Genomic DNA, 13,291 nt, shown 5'->3' with positions numbered 1-13,291 from the left:
GCCTAGAGCCAGCTGCCGACCGTGTCGTCCCAGGTGTCGCCCACCCAGTCGGCCGCGTCGCCGACCGAGTCGACCATCTTGTGGGGATCGACGGTGACGTCGAAGGACACTTTGCCACCGACGCCCAGACCGACTCCGAGCTCGCCACCGATGGTGAACTTGCCGTCTTTCATGCCCAGGTCGGCATTGGCGGAGGCACCAACACCCGCCCACGCCTCTCCGCTCACACCGGCGCCGACACCACCGACGTCGGCCGAGGCCGAACCCGTGGCCTTGGCGCCGGCGAACGCCTCGGCACCGGCGTGCAGCCCGTCCTTGCCGACGCCGACGTTCGCGGAGGCCTCAGCTCCCGCATACGCCTTCGCTTCGCCCTGGACCGCGGCCATTCCGTATTCCGCACTGCCGCTCGCGGAAGCCTGGGCGAGATATGCACTGCCCGACACTCCGGCCTGCAATTGCCCGTTGGTGACACTCGCGCCGGCGGTTCCGTCCACCCCGAGCGCGGAGACGCCGAGGGAACCCTTCAGTTTGCCGTCACCCAGGAAGGATCCCTCTTTGCTGCCACCGTCCGACCAGGCATTCGCGCCGCCCGTCCACTCGGCAAGCTTGACAGTGGTGTTGGTCTTCTTACCAGGGGTGCCCTCTTCGCCTTCGTCCCCGGAGTCCGCAGGCTTGTCCCGGACGAACCAGTTGCCGTCTTCGTCCTTGCCCCAGACCTTGTCGGTGCGGTACTCACCGTCGCCCTTCGGCAACCAGTGCTGGGTCTCCCACTTCCACCGGTTCTGGCTGGTCTTGCCGACCGAATGATCCTGGATCCACTTCCAGTCATCGACCTGCTGCCTGTCCTGCTTCAGCCAGCCCGGGCTGTGTGCCGCGCCTCCCGCCAGGTCATCCAGCTTCTTCGTCAGCTTCTCGGCCTCGGGCTTGAGTTGCTTCTGCGCGCCCTTCAGCGTCGTCTCCGCCGCATCGTGGTTCCCGGACTTCCACTGCTCGATCGCGGTGGAGGCCTGCTTCTGGGCCCAGCTCAGGGTCGAGGAGTACGAGGTGATCTGCTTGGCCGCACCCGACATCGCGTCGGCCGCGAGGTACCAGTTCGTCTTCTCCTTGGACAGGGTGGGCCAGAAGACGTCACTGGCCTGGCCGGTCCAGCCCGGGATCTTCAGGTCGCGCAGACCGTCGCCGATCTTCTCGAACTTCTTGGACCAGCTGTTGAGCGTGGTGGCGAGTTCGCCCAGCTTTCCGGGATCTCCCGGGATAAGGTCCTTGGGGTCGCTCGTCGACCCCAACGCGCTTGCCATGGATGCGGATTCCCCGTCCCTAACTCAAATCCGACTTGACCGAATTCACCGCGTCACGGATCGCCTCGTCCGTCGCGGCGTAGTCGGTGTTGGCTTTGTTCAGTCCACCCGCCAGAGTCGCTGTGGAGTCGGCGAGGAACTGGGCTCCCAATTGCCAAGTGCCACAGAACGTGACCAGAGCGTCGGCGGCCGAATCGTCCCCCATCGAGGCACCCTGTTCGGCCAGATCCTTCAGATCTACCTTCTGGACCGACGTGAGACATTCCAGAATGTCCGAAGCGCCTTTCTTGAGGACTCCTGGCCCCACTCCGAGATCAGCCGACACGAGATCCCCGTTACCTTTCTTCCAACCCCACCTGCAGACAACCGCGTTGGCGGTCGGCGCACTCACGCTAGCACCAACATCATCGTTCGAATGACGGGGCCACCCGCCCCCACGACTCCTGCAACTGAGCGCCATTGGCGCCACAGTGCGGCCAACTACCCGAAGGTTCACCGCTGTTACTGCGCTACACCGACTTCGGATTCACTCTTGCGAGTGAAAGGACTCGGCTCGTTCACCAATTGGGCAGGCACTTTGCACGCTGCGGGGCACTTGCGGAGAAGGTGAAGAACCTATGAAGCATCACCTGGAAACGGCAAATGCCGGGACGCCCCGTCGCCCACTGCCGCGCTCACGCCCAGTATGCTCGCCAGGTCTTCTTTTCATCCAAGCCGACGCGGAGTGTTGCAATGTCCAAAGCCCGGATGACCACTGCTGTTTCGATTCTCTCGGCCGTGGCCGCCGGTACGTTGCTCGTCGGTTGCTCCGGATCGGTGAGCGTGAAGAAGTCGGAGCCGAAGGTTTCCGCCGACAAGCTCGCCTCCACCGTTTCCGAGCGGCTCGCCGCGCAGACGGGTCAGCCGAAGCCGCACATCACGTGCCCCGAGGACCTCACGGGGAAGGTCGGCAGCAGCACCCGTTGCAAGCTGACCGCGAACGACGGCAGCACCTTGGGCGTGACCGTCACCGTTTCCTCCGTCAAGGGGAGCCAGGTCAACTTCGACATCAAGGCCGACGACAAGGCCTCCCCGGCCGCGAACTGAGCAAGTCTCTTCGTGGGCTGACCTCATGGGACTCTTCGACAAGCTGACCAGCACCCGGCGCCCGCCCGCGGGGGTTTCGCCGGTGCCGGGCGAGGAGTTGCGGGCGGCGCTGCTCGGCCTCGGTCATGCCGACGTCCCGTACGTCATCCGGTACGGCGGCGGGGAGCGGTGCGACCTGTTGGCCGAGTGGCGCCTCACGGAGCCCGCCTGGCAGCACGTCTTCGTCCAGTCCCGGATCAGTCACGCCGTGCGCATCCGGATGCGGCTGGTCGCCGAGGAACATGAGGTGCGGGCGCTCGAGGAGCAGTGGGAGGTCGAGCGGGTCGGGTCTCCGGCGAGGCTTCAGGTGACGTCGCAGTACACGCGCGGGCCGAGCCGGACCGTCAGCCGGCAGTGGACCGTCGGGCGGGGGGAGAGCGGTCGCGTCGAAGCGACGGAGACCTTCCGGTTCGACAGTGCCGAGCTGCGCGACCCCCTGCGGGACACCGTCCTCAAGTCGGGTTGGACCTGGCGGGGAGTGGTCTTCGGCAAGCTGTGAGGCGCCGGCTTGCCGCCGTCCCTCCTTGTCAGCACTCCCCCTGCCGCATCGTCACGGCGATCCGGTATCCCCGATACGTGAGCGAGCCCTCCCCGCCGGTCACACCCGGCGGCGTGTAGTCGTCCTTCTTCGACCGGCCGCGCTCGATGTGCTCGCAGAAGCCGGTGTCCGCGCCGTCCGCGGTGACCGTGAGGTTCGCGTCGTCGTCCGTGTCGGTGCCGCCCGGGGTGACGGTCACGCCGTCCTGCGGAGCGTCGCCGCCGCCGTACTGGACGACCTTGTCCCGGAGCAGCGATGCGTAGTCGTCGAAGTAGTTCGGGGTGCCGGTGTCGTCGACCGTGAACGTGAAGCCGTCCAGGTCGTCCGTGGCCTGCCGCACCGCGCCGGCCAGTTCACCGTCGTCCCAGGACTGGTCGTCGGAGAGACCGAAGCCCTGGATCGACGTGTGGATGCCGATGGCGGCCATGCTCACGAGGAGGACGCGTGCGACGACGAAGGCGGCGTCGGGCAGTTCCAGGCGGACCGGGTGCGCGCCTGGCGCGGGAGCACGTCCGGCTTCGTCAGGGCGTCCATCGGCCCGTTCCCGGCCGCCCGCACGTCCCCACGCGTCCCCGGGGCACCGGCGCGCTCACCGCCCCGCCCCCAGCCTCCCGCGCCGGCGTCGGGCGTCGCGGACCGCCACGGCTGTGCCGCTCAGGCCCGCCACCACGACCAGGCCGCCCACGACCACGTAGGTCGCCATGCGGCTGTCCCGTTCCTCCGCCGTTTCGCCGAAGTGCAGGGGTGTGACCGAGGGGGCCTCGGCCCTGGACACGCCGCCCTCGGGTTTCGGGGACTGGACGGGGTGCTCCGGGTCCACGTCCGTCAGCGCCTTGACCGGGTCGACCACGCCCCAGCCGACCAGCCGGTCATGTCCCGGGATGGAGCGTTCCGCGGTCTGTTCTATCTGGGCGACGATCTCCTGGGCCGTCCAGTGCGGGTACTTGGCCTTCAACAGGGCCGCCACGCCCGCCACATAGGGGGCCGAGAAACTCGTGCCGTTGTCGGAGCAGTGGCCGCCGCCGGGAACCGTGGAGATCATGTCGACACCGGGTGCGGCGACGCCCACCGTGTCCTGCGACTGTGAGAACGGCGCGCGTTCGTTGTTGCGGTCGGACGCCGCCACGGCCAGGACGCCCGGGTACGACGCCGGGTAGGTCAACTTGACGTTGCCGCCCAGGCCGTCGTTGCCGGCCGAGGCCACGACCACGACGTGCTGACTCAGGGCGTACTCGACGGCCGACTGCAGCCTCGGGCCGCCCGTGACCGCGTTGGCCGTGTCCTGGGAGATGTTGATGACGTCCGCGCCCTTGGCGACGGCGTCGCGAATCGCCTGGGCCAGCGTGTCCGCCGTACCGTCACCGTCGGCGTCGTTCTGCTTGATCGGGATGATCGTCGCTTCGGGGGCCAGGCCGACGAAGCCCGTTCCCTTCACCGGGCGGGCGGCGATGATGCCCGCCACGCGCGTGCCGTGGCCGACCGTGTCCGTGGTGCCCGAGTTGTTGCCTCGGTCTATCGCCTCGCCCTTGGAGTTCTTGCGCGGCAGCAGGTTCTCGCCCTTCGAGGCGGCCACGGCCTTGGTGAGCTGCGGGTTCTTGACGTCGACCCCGGTGTCGATCACGGCCACCTGGACGCCCTTGCCCTTGGACAGCGCCCACAGCTCGTCCAGGTTGACGCGTTGCAGCGCCCACGGCCGGCCCGCGTACTTCTTCGACGGGAAGGTGCACTGGCCGTCGTCCGCCAGGGCGGGGGCGGCGGGGAGGGCGATCACCGTCGTCGTCGCGGTGAGGACCACCGCGGCGGTCAGAGCGGCCGCTCTGGCGGCGGTGCCCGAGGTCCTGGCCACCGGCGTCCTTGCCTTCAGCATGATTCCGTTCTCCTCCGCCCGGTCGCTACGAGCCCTGCGGCTGCCGCGCGGCCGCCTCCGACAGACGCGGGCCCGTCGGCAGGATCGTCGACCACTCCATGGGGATGGGCGTGGGATTCACCTTCTCGTAGCCGAGCCGGGTCTGGGCGATCTTCGCCTCCTGCAGTTCCTCCTTGCGCTGCGTGGCGGAGGTGCCGATGCCCTCGTTGTTGCTGTCGCTGTCGCTGTTGGACTGCAGGGCGTAGCGCAGGCCGGTGTCGGTGACCAGGAAGACGCCGCCGACCGTGGTCTCGGTGCCCTGGAACTGGCGGTAGAGCTGGCCGGAGCCGGGGGTGACGTAGCCGCTGGAGGAGCCGGTGGGCAGTTGGGCGGGGAAGTCCTGGCCGACCCAGGTCGACAGGGTGGTGCGGCCCTTGGCGTCCACCGAGCGCAGGACGTTGCAGACCGTGTTGCGGCCGCTGGTGGCGCTGGAGCCGTCGTTCACCGTGTTCGGCTTGTACGCGGGCCAGTTCTTGCTGCCGTCGAACGTCGTGCTGTCGGCCACCGCGGCGGGGCTGACCTTCTGTGCCTCGCCGGCCTGGCCGACGGTCACGAGCTTGCCGCTGTTGAGCAGCAGGGTGGCCGTGAACTCGGAGATGCGGGCCACCTTGCCCTGCAGGACGACGTAGTACCGCATGGTCTGGCCGTCCAGTGCCTTGAGGACCTCGCCGACCTTGTCGTACTGCCCCAGCAGGCTGCCGGCGCCGGCCTTCACGCCGGGCGTGCCCTGGATCGTCGGGATGGAGATCGGGTCGCCCTTGTGCAGGGTGTCGAGCCAGTCCTGGGAGACGCGCTGCGGGGCGCGGCCCTGGGTGTCGAGGGCCTTGAGCAGTTCCTTGTCGCTCGTGTCGGCGATCTGGTAGGCCGTGCCGTGCGCGTCGACGACGTACTGGGTCCTGCCGTCCGGGGCGACGACGTACATCAGGTCGCCGCCGGTGAGCTTGTCCGGCCCGTCCGTCCTGGGCCATTCCCGCTTCGCGAGGACGAAGGCCGCCTTCTGGATGGCCCGGCCGCCGGCACCCGGGCGTTCGCAGACCGCCCAGCGCTTGGCGGCCGAGGCCTCGGCGGCGGAGGGCAGGCGGTCGGGGGCGTACGGGATGCCGATGGTGACGCCGTGCGGGGGCTTGCCGCTGTCCAGGATCTTCTCGTCGACGGTGATGACGCTGTCGTTCTGGGGGCTCAGCAGGAGCTTGGCGGAGGCCATGTTGAGGACCGGGTGCAGCTGGGTCTGCTTGCCCGTCTTCAGCACGACGTAGCGCGTGGTCGACTCGCTCGCGACGATGACGTGCTTTTCCGGATCGTCCCAGCCCTTGGGTGCGGTGGGGCTGAACATGCCGATGGCGCCGAACACCGCGAGGATCACGACGCCGACGACGAGGCCGGGCACGAGTGCGCCCAGCGGCTTGGGCGCGCCCTCCTCGGAGCCGGTGGGCGAAGGCTGAAGGAATGATGCGAGCGTGCGGCGCTTCGCGAAGGTGTAGGCGTTGAGTTCGTCCCGCCGTGATGCCATCTGTGTCCGCTCTCTCCCCGTTGCGGAGCCGTGGGGGACCTGTGAAGATCCGTCCCCCGCCCTCGGTTGCCTCTGGTGACTCGACTGTCAGACCCGCCCCCTACTATGCCTGTTGCGTGGACGTGCTTGTGGCACGGGTAGGGTGCTCAGGGCTTGAAGGGACCGGACCCCAAAGGGTTTCCGGGTGAGTTCGGGGGTTTTGGAGTGATGGCTTCCGCAACGCGGACCCGGTCGCGATCGCAATCGGGATCACGATCTGGTCGCGCACGCCGGTCGAGTGGCCGCGGCACTTCCTCCCCCGGGCCCGCCGCGCAGCAGGCACCCGCGTCGTACCAGGGCGCTTTCGCGCCGCATCTGGAGTCCCGCTCGGGCCGCGGCGGTTCGTTCGCACTGCAGCGGCTGGTGCTGCTGGAGATCGCGGCCGCGCTCGCGCTGTGCGGATGGCTGGTGGGGACGATCGCGCTGATCGCGCTCGCCCCGGTCGCCGCGCTGTTCGTGGTGCTCGCCGTCGTACGACGCCGTGGGCGCTCCCTGCCGGAATGGCTCAGCACCCTGCTGGCGCTGCGGGCCCGCAGACGGCGTGCCGCGAGCACCCCGCCGGCGCCGGGGACGGACTCCGGTCTCGCGCCCGCGGTGGAGTGCGACCCGGCCCTGCGCACGTACAGCTACAGCCGCGGTGACGACCGCGACCAGCGGCCGATCGGCATGGTCGGCGACGGCGGTTTCCTGACCGCGGTGCTCCAGGTGGAGTCGGACGCCGACGCGCTGCGCGCGGAGCGCAGCCGCAGGCCGCTGCCGCTGGCCCTGGTCCGTGACGTCCTCGAAGTCGACGGGATCCGGCTGGAGTCGGCGCAGATCGTGGTGCACACCCAGCCCGCCCCGGCGCTGCACCTGCCCCAGCAGTCGGTCGTGGTCAGCAACTACGCGCCGCTGCAGGCCCAGACGGGCTCCCCCGCGGTGCGCATCACGTGGATCGCGCTGAAGCTCGATCCGGAGCTGTGCCCGGAGGCGGTGGCCGCCCGCGGCGGCGGCCTGACGGGTGCGCAGAAGTGTCTGACCCGCGCGGCCGAGCACCTGTCGAGCCGGCTGACCGGCGCCGGGTTCCGGGCGAGTGTGCTCACCGAGGAGGAGCTGACGGCCGCGATCGCCACCTCCGCCTGCGCCAACCCGATGGTGACGGCCCAGGCCGGTCGGGGTGAGGCGCCGCAGCGCCGCACCGAGGAGTCCAGCCGCAGCTGGCGCTGCGACAACCGCCGGCACACGACCTACTGGGTGCGCCGCTGGCCCCAGCTGGGCGGATCCGGCGGCTCGCTGGGGCAGTTGGTGGCGCAGCTGACCGAGGTGCCCGCGCTGGCGACGACCTTCAGCCTGACGCTGGCGGCGGGCGCGCAGCAGGATGTGGCCATCACCGGCCATCTGCGCATCACCGGCCGCAGCAACCAGGAGCTGACCAACGCGCGGCGCGATCTGGAGCGGGCGGCGCGGCAGGCGCGGACCGGGCTCGCGCGCCTGGACCGTGAACAACTCCCCGGAGTCCTGGCCACCCTGCCGCTTGGAGGTGCCCGCTGATGGCCCTGTCGACCTCTCCCGACTCGTCCCGCGCCACCGCATCGGCGGCGGGCTCCAAGGGGCGGCTGCGCACCGGCTTCGGCCTGCTCGGCCCCCGCCACCCGCGGCACACACTGCCCGCGGAGCAGGCCGATGCGCTGTCCCTGCCGATAGGCGACGACGGCGTGGTGGTCGGCGACAACGCCGAGGGCCAGCCCGCCGTGCTCGGGGTGAACCGCCCGACGCCGTTCGACATCGTGCTCATCGGCGGCCTGTGGACCGCTCAGGTCATCGCGCTGCGTGCGGCGGCGACGGGCGCGCGGGTGGCCGTGGAGACGGGCCGGCCGCAGGCCTGGATGCCGATGGTGCACGCGATGGGCGGCGGTCAGAACGGCCTGGCGGTCCACGAGGTCGGCCGCGTGCCCCCGCAGGGTGCCTCGGCCGGGACGCCGGTGCTGGTGGTGCGGGACTGCGGCATGCGGCCGCCGCGCGGGCGCGTGGTGTCGGCGCCGTGGCAGTCCGTGCTGACGTTGCTGCCGTATCTGAGCCCGGTCGCGCCGCGGTTGATGCGTCAGGCGCGTCTGGTGGGCGTGCAGCGGGTCTCCCCGGACGAGGCGGCGGAGATCGGGCGGGTGATGGCGCTGCCGCGCCCCGAACTGGACACGCTGCCCACGCTTCCGGACGGCGTGACGCTGTGGTGCACGGAGCGCGACCGGCAGTACGTGGTGACGCGGGCGACGGACGCCGAGACCGGACTGCTGGGTGTGGCACGCCGGATGGACTGACGTGCGTCCAACTTGGCTGGTTTTCACGAGTACTGGGGCGTTCTCGCCCGAATTCGCCTACGGTGACGCCTGAATCCGACGCGTTTTCGTCACGTTTTGGTGTACGTACGTGTGCGCCGACGTGGTCTCGGGCCCGGTGTGACGCGTCGGACGTGCAGGAAGGGGCGGCCGGGCCTGACCGCCGCGTCGCTTTGGTGATTAGGCTGGGGTCGGGCACGTCGCGAGTCCCCCGCGAGCGGGTGGTACGCGCTCTGCGACGCAGGGGTCCGGTGACCCAAGGGGGAAGCCCGGCGAATCGTACGACAGGAACGGTCGCCCCCAAGCACGGCATGAGGGTGTTCGACCACCAGGAGGAACTGTGAACAGCGATCGGGACGGGATCCGCGGGGGCTGGGACACACCCGACGACGACCAGACCGACGCGGAGTCCGCCATCGAGATGACGGGCGAGTTCACCATCGACTACGCCCCGCCCGCCTGGTACACGCAGAACGCGCCGGGTCCCTCCGGCGCGCCTTCGTCGGCCCCGGTGCCGCCTCCGCCCCCGCCGCACGGCGCGCCCTACGCCGCGCCGACGCCGCCCGCGCCGCCCGTCGGGAGTCCCGTCCCGATGCCGCGGTTGCCCGAGGGCTTCGAGCTGCAGCAGCCGCAGCCCGCCCAGTCGACAGCACCGCAGCCCGCCCCGCAGGCACCGCCGCAGTCCGCCTCGCAGGCACCGCCGCAGCCCGCCCAGTCGGCAGCACCGCAGCCCGCCCGGCCGGAGGCCCCGGCCGCCGCGGTCGAGCCGGAGACGGGCAACGGGGACCTGGAGAGCGGGGCCACCATGCGGTTCTCCGCCGTGGCCCTGAAGCGCGAGATGGCCGAGATCGCCGAGCGCGCGACGGCTGCCGCGAAGCAGGTCGCGTCCGACGACGAGGGCTCCGCCGAGGCTTCGGGTACGGCGGCTGCTGGTACGACTCCCGCCACGGCTACCGCCGACCGCGAGGTCGGGGGCGGCTCCGCCGAGGACGACGCGCCGGAGGGTTCCGCCGACGGTGCCGAGTCGCAGGCGGGCGAGAGCACCGGGGACGGGGCCGTCGAGGAGGACGGCGCGGAGCGCGACGCGTCCGCCGTGCAGGCCACTGCGACCCCCGAGGCCGACGGGGACGAGGACCGGGCCGAGGGCATGTCCCCGGCCGGCACCGGGTCCGTGGACGCGGCCGCCGCCGGGGATGCTTCCGCCGCCGACGCCACGTCCGCCGACACCGGGTCAGCCGACGCCGGCTCAACCGACGCCGGGTCAGCCGACGCCGGTGCACAGGTCTCCGCCGCCGCGGACGCCGCCGCCCAGGAGGGTGCGCCTCAGCCGGGCGCGCCGGAGCCCGGTGCCCAGGCCGACAGTGCCCCGCAGACCGGCGCCCCCCAGGCCGCCGTACCGCCCGCTGCCGCACAGGACGCCCAGCCGGGCTGGACGCCTCCGCCCGTGCCGCCGAGCGGTGTGCCCCCGCTGCCGCCCTCGTACCAGCCCGCGGCGCCCGCCCCGGCGGCACAGTGGCCCGGCCAGCCGGACGCGCCGCAGCAGCCCGGTCCGATGCCGGGTCAGCCGCAGCCGGCGGCCGCGCAGGGACCCGGTGGCCTGCCCGGACAGCAGCCGCCGTTCCAGCCGCAGGCCCCGCAGCCCGCGCCCGCCGCCTGGAGCCAGCAGAACCAGCCCGGCGCCCCCGCGCCGAACCCGGCGGCACCGACGACGGGCCCGGGGCCGCAGCCCGCCCCGACGGGACCCGCCCCGACGGGCGGTTACGGCTTCCCGCAGCCACCGGCACAGCAGCCGAACCCCAACGCCCCCATCCCGCCCGCCGGTTACGGCTTCCCCCAGCCCGGCACCCCCAACACCCAGCCCCAGCCCCAGCCCCAGCCCCAGCCCCAGCCGGGCGGTTACGGCTTCCCGCAGCCGCCCGCGCAGCAGCCGAACCCCAACGCCCCCACCCCGCCCGCCGGTTACGGCTTCCCCCAGCCCGGCACCCCCAACACCCAGCCCCAGCCGGGCGGGTACGGGTTCCCGCAGGGACCGGGGGGCGGGCCGGCGGCCGAGGGCGCGCACGGCCCGCAGGCGCCGGTGGACCCGCGCTCCGGTGCCGCATGGCCGCAGCCCGTCCAGCACGACCAGCGGCAGCCGACCAACCCCGGTGCGGCGCCGCTCGGTTACACCGCCGCCGTGGAGTTGTCGGCCGACCGGCTACTCAACAACAAGAGGCAGAAGGCGAAGAGCGGGCGGCCCACGGCGGCCTCCGGTCGCTTCAAGCTCGGCGGCAAGAAGGAGGAGGCCGAGCGGCAGCGCAAGCTGGACCTGATCCGCACACCGGTGCTGTCCTGCTACCGGATCGCGGTGATCAGCCTCAAGGGCGGCGTCGGCAAGACGACCACGACCACCGCGCTCGGCTCCACGCTCGCCACCGAGCGGCAGGACAAGATCCTCGCGATCGACGCGAACCCGGACGCCGGCACGCTCGGCCGACGGGTGCGCCGCGAGACCGGGGCGACCATCCGTGACCTCGTCCAGGCGATCCCGTACCTGAACTCCTACATGGACATCCGGCGGTTCACCTCGCAGGCGCCGTCCGGTCTGGAGATCATCGCCAACGACGTGGACCCGGCCGTCTCGACCACGTTCAACGACGAGGACTACCGCCGCGCGATCGACGTGCTCGGCCGGCAGTACCCGGTCATCCTGACCGACTCCGGCACCGGCCTGCTGTACAGCGCCATGCGCGGTGTGCTGGACCTCGCCGACCAGCTGATCATCATCTCCACGCCGTCCGTGGACGGCGCGAGCAGCGCCAGTACGACACTGGACTGGCTGTCCGCGCACGGGTACGCCGACCTGGTCTCCCGATCGCTCACGGTGATCTCCGGGGTCCGCGAGACCGGCAAGATGATCAAGGTCGAGGACATCGTGGCGCACTTCCAGACACGGACCCGCGGGGTCGTGGTCGTGCCCTTCGACGAGCATCTGGCCGCCGGTGCCGAGGTCGACCTCGACATGATGCGGCCGAAGACGCGGGAGGCCTACTTCCACCTCGCCGCGCTGGTCGCCGAGGACTTCACCCGCCACCAGCAGGCGCACGGCCTGTGGACGAGCGACGGCAACCCGCCGCCGGTCGCCGCCCCGCCGATGCCGGGTCAGTCCACGCCGGGCCAGCCCTACCCGCAGGCACCGGGCCAGGAGCTGTACGGCGGGACGCCGCAGCCCTATCCGCCCCAGCAGGGCCAGCCGTACCCGCAGGCACCGGGTCAGCAGCCTTACCCGCAGGCCGCGGACCAGCAGCCGTACCCGCAGGCCGCCCCGGGGCAGCAGCCGTACCCGCCGCAGCAGGGCCAGCCGTACGGCTACCCCCAGCCCCCGCAGGGACAGCAGCCGCCGCAGGCCCCGCCGCCGCAGCAGTGACCGAAGCGACCGAAAGGGCGGCCGGTGCTCACCGCACCGGCCGCCCTTTCGCGTCGTAGCACCGCCGAAGGCCTACTCCTGCTCGCCCACGATCTCCCGGCACCGCTTCACGTCCGCGGCCATCTGCTCCAGCAGGGCCTCCAGCGAGTCGAACTTCGCCTGGCCGCGCACATAGGCGAGGAAGTCGACGGCGACGTGCAGGCCGTACAGGTCGAGGCCGACGCGGTCGATGGCGTACGCCTCCACCGTGCGCTCCGTGCCGTCGAACTGCGGGTTCGTGCCGACGGAGATCGCGGCCGGCATGGCCTCGCCCTCGACGTGCAGATAACCGGCGTACACGCCGTCGGCGGGGATGGCGGTGTGCGGGAGGGTCTCCACGTTGGCCGTCGGGAAGCCCAGTTCGCGCCCGCGCTGGGCGCCACGGACGACTACGCCCTCCACCCGGTGCGGGCGGCCCAGGATCTCCCGGGCGCCCGCCACGTCGCCCTCGGCGACCAGGCGGCGGGTCAGCGTCGAGGAGAACGGCTGTCCGCCACCCGCCTCGCCGGTGACGTACAGGTCGACGACCTCGACCTCGAAGTCGTAGATCTCGCCCTGTTCGACGAGGAACTCCACGTTGCCGGCGGCCTTGTGGCCGAAGCGGAAGTTCGGACCCTCCACGACCGCCTTCGCGTGCAGCTTGTCCACCAGGACCTTCACCACGAAGTCGGCGGGCGAGAGCTTCGAGAACTCCTTGGTGAAGGGGAGGATCAGGACCGCGTCCACGCCCAGGTCCGCCATCAGCTCGGCGCGCCGGTGGTGCGGGGCGAGCAGCGGCGGGTGGCTGCCGGGACGCACGACCTCGCTGGGGTGCGGGTCGAAGGTGACCACGACGGCCGGGACGCCCAGCTCCCGGGCGCGGTCGACGGCGTGCCTGATGATCAGCTGGTGGCCGCGGTGGACGCCGTCGTAGGAACCGATGGTGACGACGCTGCGCCCCCAGTCCTGGGGGATGTCCTCCAAGCCACGCCAGCGTTGCACTGTGACCGCTCCTCGAACCCGTGTCCATATCGACGCTTAAGACTTGCGCAGGTCTAAGGGTGCCATGCCGGGTGCTCGGGACCCTCATCGGTGTCGGGGCTGTGACGGGGCGCACGTTCACGGCAGCGCCGTGTCAC

The 13,291-nt window shown here is 71.4% G+C and carries 11 protein-coding genes; 5 read left to right on the top strand and 6 right to left on the bottom strand.

The window, feature by feature from the left end; genetic code table 11:
- Positions 1-2 precede the first annotated feature (2 nt).
- Positions 3-1,298 carry a putative T7SS-secreted protein gene (locus AB0D93_RS16860; protein WP_362119834.1) on the bottom strand — a complete coding sequence of 432 codons (1,296 nt, stop codon included), beginning with the start codon at positions 1,296-1,298 and terminating at the stop codon, positions 3-5.
- Positions 1,299-1,317: 19 nt separating this feature from the next.
- The gene (locus AB0D93_RS16855) at positions 1,318-1,689 is read right to left on the bottom strand and encodes a hypothetical protein (protein WP_362119832.1); all 372 of its coding nucleotides are present in this window, start codon (positions 1,687-1,689) and stop codon (positions 1,318-1,320) included.
- A 356-nt stretch (positions 1,690-2,045) separates the two neighbouring features.
- On the opposite strand from AB0D93_RS16855, the gene AB0D93_RS16850 reads away from it, so the two are divergent.
- Both AB0D93_RS16850 and AB0D93_RS16845 read left to right on the top strand, forming a co-directional pair.
- Complete coding sequence (locus AB0D93_RS16850) at positions 2,046-2,384, top strand: DUF4333 domain-containing protein (RefSeq protein WP_362119829.1); 339 nt, start codon at positions 2,046-2,048, stop codon at positions 2,382-2,384.
- Between the two features lie 25 nt (positions 2,385-2,409).
- The gene (locus AB0D93_RS16845; protein WP_362119827.1) at positions 2,410-2,922 is read left to right on the top strand and encodes a hypothetical protein; all 513 of its coding nucleotides are present in this window, start codon (positions 2,410-2,412) and stop codon (positions 2,920-2,922) included.
- Between the two features lie 28 nt (positions 2,923-2,950).
- Here the strand turns inward: AB0D93_RS16845 and AB0D93_RS16840 are convergent, their stop codons facing one another.
- From AB0D93_RS16840 to eccB, 3 genes are all read right to left on the bottom strand, one after another.
- Positions 2,951-3,388: a hypothetical protein gene (locus tag AB0D93_RS16840; RefSeq protein WP_362119825.1), complete on the bottom strand. Its 438-nt coding sequence runs from the start codon at positions 3,386-3,388 to the stop codon at positions 2,951-2,953.
- A gap of 162 nt (positions 3,389-3,550) precedes the next feature.
- Entirely contained in the window at positions 3,551-4,828 is a 1,278-nt protein-coding gene (gene mycP / locus AB0D93_RS16835; protein ID WP_362119823.1) for a type VII secretion-associated serine protease mycosin, read from the bottom strand.
- A 25-nt stretch (positions 4,829-4,853) separates the two neighbouring features.
- Entirely contained in the window at positions 4,854-6,377 is a 1,524-nt protein-coding gene (gene eccB, locus AB0D93_RS16830) for a type VII secretion protein EccB (protein WP_362119821.1), read from the bottom strand.
- 207 nt (positions 6,378-6,584) lie between these two features.
- On the opposite strand from eccB, the gene eccE reads away from it, so the two are divergent.
- From eccE to AB0D93_RS16815, 3 genes are all read left to right on the top strand, one after another.
- The gene (gene eccE, locus AB0D93_RS16825) at positions 6,585-7,946 is read left to right on the top strand and encodes a type VII secretion protein EccE (protein ID WP_362119819.1); all 1,362 of its coding nucleotides are present in this window, start codon (positions 6,585-6,587) and stop codon (positions 7,944-7,946) included.
- A complete protein-coding gene (locus AB0D93_RS16820) occupies positions 7,946-8,710 on the top strand; it encodes a hypothetical protein (RefSeq protein ID WP_362119817.1) in 765 nt (254 codons plus the stop codon). Before eccE ends, AB0D93_RS16820 begins: the two co-directional genes overlap by 1 nt.
- Positions 8,711-9,068: 358 nt before the next feature.
- A complete protein-coding gene (locus tag AB0D93_RS16815) occupies positions 9,069-12,134 on the top strand; it encodes an SCO5717 family growth-regulating ATPase (protein WP_362119815.1) in 3,066 nt (1,021 codons plus the stop codon).
- 72 nt (positions 12,135-12,206) lie between these two features.
- Here AB0D93_RS16815 and AB0D93_RS16810 read toward each other — a convergent pair whose 3' ends face one another.
- Positions 12,207-13,154 carry a bifunctional riboflavin kinase/FAD synthetase gene (locus AB0D93_RS16810; protein WP_362119813.1) on the bottom strand — a complete coding sequence of 316 codons (948 nt, stop codon included), beginning with the start codon at positions 13,152-13,154 and terminating at the stop codon, positions 12,207-12,209.
- Positions 13,155-13,291: the final 137 nt, after the last annotated feature.

It is taken from the genome of Streptomyces sp. NPDC048191, assembly GCF_040652655.1.
Taxonomy (GTDB): Bacteria; Actinomycetota; Actinomycetes; order Streptomycetales; family Streptomycetaceae; genus Streptomyces.
This window is presented reverse-complemented; position numbering and strand designations above follow the sequence as displayed.

Excerpts from the sequence above, each read along its gene's own strand:
- AB0D93_RS16860 (WP_362119834.1), bottom strand. The coding sequence starts at position 1,298 with ATGGCAAGCGCGTTGGGGTCGACGAGCGACCCCAAGGACCTTATCCCG.
- mycP (WP_362119823.1), bottom strand. The coding sequence starts at position 4,828 with ATGCTGAAGGCAAGGACGCCGGTGGCCAGGACCTCGGGCACCGCCGCC.
- eccB (WP_362119821.1), bottom strand. The coding sequence starts at position 6,377 with ATGGCATCACGGCGGGACGAACTCAACGCCTACACCTTCGCGAAGCGC.
- AB0D93_RS16820 (WP_362119817.1), top strand. The coding sequence starts at position 7,946 with ATGGCCCTGTCGACCTCTCCCGACTCGTCCCGCGCCACCGCATCGGCG.
- eccE (WP_362119819.1), top strand. The coding sequence starts at position 6,585 with ATGGCTTCCGCAACGCGGACCCGGTCGCGATCGCAATCGGGATCACGA.
- AB0D93_RS16845 (WP_362119827.1), top strand. The coding sequence starts at position 2,410 with ATGGGACTCTTCGACAAGCTGACCAGCACCCGGCGCCCGCCCGCGGGG.
- AB0D93_RS16850 (WP_362119829.1), top strand. The coding sequence starts at position 2,046 with ATGACCACTGCTGTTTCGATTCTCTCGGCCGTGGCCGCCGGTACGTTG.
- AB0D93_RS16840 (WP_362119825.1), bottom strand. The coding sequence starts at position 3,388 with ATGGCCGCCATCGGCATCCACACGTCGATCCAGGGCTTCGGTCTCTCC.